This window comes from Endozoicomonas sp. ONNA2 (assembly GCF_024606365.1).
Classification (GTDB): Bacteria; Pseudomonadota; Gammaproteobacteria; order Pseudomonadales; family Endozoicomonadaceae; genus Endozoicomonas.
This window is the reverse complement of record NZ_JAHHPO010000931.1, coordinates 1-4,795: the sequence shown is the minus strand read 5'-3', so window position 1 is coordinate 4,795 and position 4,795 is coordinate 1. Positions and strand designations below refer to the sequence as shown.

The following is a 4,795-nucleotide window of genomic DNA, read 5'->3' as shown; positions in this document are numbered from 1 at the left end:
GGGCTGTCGGGACACATTCGCGATCCTGAAGAGGTGGTGACCCGGCTTTGTGAGAAATTATTGCAAGGCGGTGCTCCGGGTTTGCACTTTTATACGCTTAATCAGGCCGATCCCTGCCGGGGTATCTGTGATAATTTGGGGATTTTGGCTGATTGAGGTTGTGGGATATGAGTTGTGAGGGAACTGTTCATGATATTATCTTTGGTGACTAGTTCCTCGTAACTCATTACTCTCAGTGCCCCCCATGAGAAACCCCCGTATCTATTCCGAGCAGCTGCTTCAGGCTGATAGTTCCATCAAACTTTCAGAAAGTGCCGCCAATCATGTTGGCCGTGTTTTGCGAATGAGACCCGGTGAACCCCTGGTTCTGTTTAATGGTCAAGGGGGAGCCTGGCAAGGCAAGCTGGAGAACGTTAACAAAACGTCGGTTATCGTTTACCTGGAATCATTTATTGAGGGGGATGCCCAGTCTCCGCTGACTATCGAGCTGGGGCAGACTCTCAGCCGTGGTGAGCGTATGGATTATGCCATTCAGAAGGCAACGGAAGCGGGCGTCACAGCCATTACCCCATTATGGAGTGAACGTTGTGAGGTGAAGCTGAATGCAGAACGTCTGGATAAACGGGTCAAACATTGGCAACAAGTGGCTATCAGTGCCTGTGAGCAGTGTGGTCGTAATATCGTACCGACCATACACACACCCGTTAAGCTGGACGATTGGCTCACCACCCGGTCTACCGAGTTGAAATTTGTTCTGGATCATCGAACCACAAAGCAATTGAGTGATTTTCAACAGCCAGGGTCGCTATCCCTGCTGATTGGTCCGGAAGGTGGGCTAACCCCTCAGGAAATCGAGTTGGCAGAGGGACACTGGTTTAACCCGCTGGCATTAGGCCCCCGGGTTCTCAGAACGGAAACGGCACCGGTAGTGGCTATTGCGCTGATGCAATACCTCTGGGGAGATTACTGACAGGTAACTACAGAACATAGCGAAACTCAACGAGATATTTGGGTGTTTAGGATCAATCGCGCCACCAGGGGGCTGTCGGGACACATTCGCGATCCTGAAGAAAACGTGTCGGCTGCATGGCCTGCCATCACAGCTGAATTTACCTACGAATTTTGAGCAGTTAAACGTTTGGCAATAGCCGCATTTTCTCGTCCTGAGAAGTGCATGTTTTGCAGCAAGATGGGTTAAGTTACTCAGAAGTCATGATGGAAAACTTTTCCTTGCAATGCGTGGCGGACCATATATGACTCTATCTTTGGACAAACCTGGCTACCAAAGGAAAAAATGAGTCCGATTGAGGACAATTAATCCATTCATGGACTGGATCGATCTCTGTTTTATCTCTTCTGACAATGCGAATCGTGTTGAATCGTTCACTATATCTACTGATACTTTCCTCCAGCTTATGAATCGCTATATTACTCTGATAACCAAATGCAGATATATACAACGAGTTCCCGAGATAAAATTGAGAGTGTATTGGTTTAACAACGCCATCAACAGAGGTTTCACAAAACTGGACAATATCGCCCTTTTGGAGGCTTGCCGGGTCGAAGGGGAGTGTTTTTGCCTCTGGCATAGACATATACCAGTCCTCCCATTGTGCATGTGTACGATCGATATCGTCGTAAAAATTGACCCCGAATGCCAAATAATTAGCTAGCATATGGCAACTCGCTCCAGGGGTTGCCTCCTCACCAGATCCCCACCAATTACGCCCTTTTTCCGTTTGCCTGTATGAGATACAACCTGCAACACCTTTTTGCAATATTTGTACAATCCTGGACTCAAAATTTCGTTGATACAGAGTCTTATTCTTTTCAGGAATGTCGCCAATGATGGCTGATTCAGTTAAAAGGGGAAAAGCTTTTTCTTGCTCTAAGGTTTCATACTGAACACCATCTATGTCAAAACAATATCCAGATATGGCATTCTCCTTGATAAATGGATAAGGGCAGGAGGCTAACGAATAATATGAAACGGGTGAGTGTACCCTCTCTAGAGCATCTCCCCCTTTGCGGCTGCCTTCAGCCGTCGTTTTTAATGGCTGTTCAACGTTATTTTCACAATTTACGCTAACAATTGTGCGAGACTCCAGAAAAGAAAACTCTGCATTTTGTTGCATCCCTGAAATAGATATACCCTCGCCGACATTTGATCCCTTATCACTTTGGGGAGAGTTTACAGGCATATGATCGCCCAGTGATCCGGTGTTCCAACCTGTCCGGAGAATATTCATATTATCTCCCGTAAGCAGTTGTTAAACATGAGCTGTATTTATAGCAGGTGTCATTCAATAAACTAACTACTTTGTTATTGATATTCTATGAGCTGCGCATTCCGTAGCATTCGGCCATTCATCCCGGAAACATAAGGTCTGTATTGATCGTTCTGCCTTTATATTTGTGCAATTTACACTTTAATGCTATTAATAATGCAAATAGCACAAAAGGTAATAGGGGCCTGAACAGATAGGCCTTCTGAAGGGTACTCTCTATCGTCTGATAGAGGACCAGGAACAAGTGGCCACACTGGGATATGTTGATACCCTGGATGAACAGGCACTACTTGAAGAGCTGCTGGAAGAGGTCAAACCTCCTTTCCAGCAAACCAGCCGTGACGATCTGCATTATCTACTAAAAACACCTTTCCGATACCCTCCACTGGATTGGGGATCACGCTTTGGCCGACGGGATGAACCCAGCATATTTTATGGTGGCTGTGGCATTGATGTAACACTGGCCGAAGCGGCATATTACCGGTTTGTTTTCTGGGACTCTATGGATATGCCGCCTCCTAAAGAGATGCTTATTTCACAACACAGCATGTTTTCAGTAGGGTACCAGACAGCGCGTGGAGTAAAGCTCCATAAGCCGCCATTCATTACCGGGCAATCAGAACTAACCAGTATCCATAATTACGCGACATGCCAGATACTGGGTACGGACATGAGAGCAGCTGGCGTAGAGGCCTTTGAGTATACGTCAGCCAGAGATCCTGATGACGGGACTTGCGTGGGGCTGTTCTCAGCTGAACCTTTTGTGCACAAAGATCCTCAGCAGCAAACGAAATGGCTGTGTGAGGTGACTGCAAAAAAGGTTCAATTCAAGAGCATCAACTCACCATTGGTAAAGACGTTTCCAGTTGATATTTTCTTGCTGGATGGCAGTATTCCATTGCCCGCCTGAAACTCGCAGACAGGATGTTGACCAAATCAGCTACTTTCATGGTTGCCGTCGATGATGTGTCGGTACTGGCCCTGTACAGCCTTGAGTAGGCCATGATTCCTGTAACTTTGATTTTCTGACTGATCGAAAGAAAAATCACGCATGCGTGCTGTTAATTCGTTAAATTGAACTATTCAGAACAAAAAGAACCGAAAGAAACTAAAAGTTCTTGTCCCGGTAGTTTCTGAGGTTCCGACGTGGATATTGGCAAATTAACTTACAACAACTTGAACACTTATCAATCAGGCCTACAGGGCAGCCTGCCAGCGATGGACGAAGTTGCCAGTTCTCTGTGCATACAGGGCTCAAGACCAGTGCATGTTGGTGGTGGAGAGTGCACTTCATCGGGCGGTGTCTATGAAAAAAAACGACTTGCAGACTTCAGGATTGCGCCTCACTGTGAGTTTGAGGGTAAATTGAGGTGTTCCGCCGAAGTTTCCCTGGATGAGGAGCCAGGGTATGCCAGTACTGCAGAACTGCCGATAAATTTTATCTGGGTCGGGAGTCTTATTCCTGATAAATACGCTACAAATATTTTTGCCTGGGCTAATGCCTATCCACAGCGGACGACTGTCCTTTGGATTACATCAACTTTGTTAAGTGAGCAGGCCAGGGAAGACATGGTTCGACTTGAAGAGGTTTGCCCGGCAAATGTCAGGGTTATGGATACTGTTATCAATCCACTGTTAAATAACATTGGCTTTGCTGACATCGAGCGCTGGATGTTTAATGGATTTGCAACAATGTCCAGGGTTGAGATAACAAGAACAGCCTGTGCCTATAGTGATGTACTCAGGGTTATTCTGATGTTTTATGGCACTGAATTGCTTGATGGTATTAAACACGATTCGGGTGATAACGACAAAAGAACCAGCCCCTGTGACGGGATGATCTATTTAGACACCGATATTTATTACAACTCCCTGGGCAGGATGGATGATCTGTATTTTAGAGGGGCTTTATTCAAGAAGAGCCTTCTGGTCCAACTACTAACGTACACCTCCAATGATATTTTTGCCACTTCCCATGCCCGATCAGACTATTTTGGTTGTTTAATGCATGAGGTAATGGCCAAAACGTTTGCATTAATGAGTCAATATTCCAGCTGCGCAGAGTTTGTTCGCCCCGAGCCCGATAAGCCTTATTCCAATGATTCGAAGGTTACCGAGTTTTCCTTTCTGCCAGCGCATAAGATGCTTACCAGACACTACGGTGGAGTTGCGAAAAAGTTAGATGAAACCGGAGCCTTATGTTTTCCCCTCTCAGAAACCGTGAGTCCGGATGCTTCCTGGGTTGATGGTGCCGCTTTAGACTTCGAGCGCTCAATGTTCAGGCCAAGGAGTCTTGTGCAGCGCTCCGTTGATTATTTTTGTTCAATCTTGTGATGGCGAACAGCTGATCACAGCGGTTTATTAAATCACAACAAAGGCAACAGGGGGCGAGCCGTTGCGTTTGTTACCGCATCTCCGCGTAAAGCCTCGCCCAATCGGGCCGGGCCGCGCAGGCGGGGATACAAGCGACCAGCCGGGATGCCGGACCACCGATAGGACTGGGGGTA

The 4,795-nt window shown here is 46.7% G+C and carries 5 protein-coding genes; 4 read left to right on the top strand and 1 reads right to left on the bottom strand.

Features of this window, described 5'->3' with window-relative positions; all coding sequences use genetic code 11:
* Both KDK14_RS16570 and KDK14_RS16565 read left to right on the top strand, forming a co-directional pair.
* On the top strand, positions 1 to 156 hold a 156-nt coding region (locus KDK14_RS16570; RefSeq protein ID WP_257266285.1), incomplete at its 5' end, for a methylenetetrahydrofolate reductase.
* Positions 157 to 244: 88 nt separating this feature from the next.
* Positions 245 to 970 (top strand): 16S rRNA (uracil(1498)-N(3))-methyltransferase, encoded by a 726-nt coding sequence (locus KDK14_RS16565; RefSeq protein ID WP_257266284.1) that lies wholly within the window; start codon positions 245 to 247, stop codon positions 968 to 970.
* Positions 971 to 1,259: 289 nt separating this feature from the next.
* Here the strand turns inward: KDK14_RS16565 and KDK14_RS16560 are convergent, their stop codons facing one another.
* Complete coding sequence (locus tag KDK14_RS16560) at positions 1,260 to 2,249, bottom strand: hypothetical protein (protein WP_257266283.1); 990 nt, start codon at positions 2,247 to 2,249, stop codon at positions 1,260 to 1,262.
* 283 nt (positions 2,250 to 2,532) lie between these two features.
* On the opposite strand from KDK14_RS16560, the gene KDK14_RS16555 reads away from it, so the two are divergent.
* The gene (locus tag KDK14_RS16555; RefSeq protein ID WP_257266282.1) at positions 2,533 to 3,198 is read left to right on the top strand and encodes an RES family NAD+ phosphorylase; all 666 of its coding nucleotides are present in this window, start codon (positions 2,533 to 2,535) and stop codon (positions 3,196 to 3,198) included.
* Between the two features lie 236 nt (positions 3,199 to 3,434).
* Positions 3,435 to 4,622 carry a hypothetical protein gene (locus KDK14_RS16550; RefSeq protein ID WP_257266281.1) on the top strand — a complete coding sequence of 396 codons (1,188 nt, stop codon included), beginning with the start codon at positions 3,435 to 3,437 and terminating at the stop codon, positions 4,620 to 4,622.
* The last annotated feature ends 173 nt before the right edge of the window (positions 4,623 to 4,795 follow it).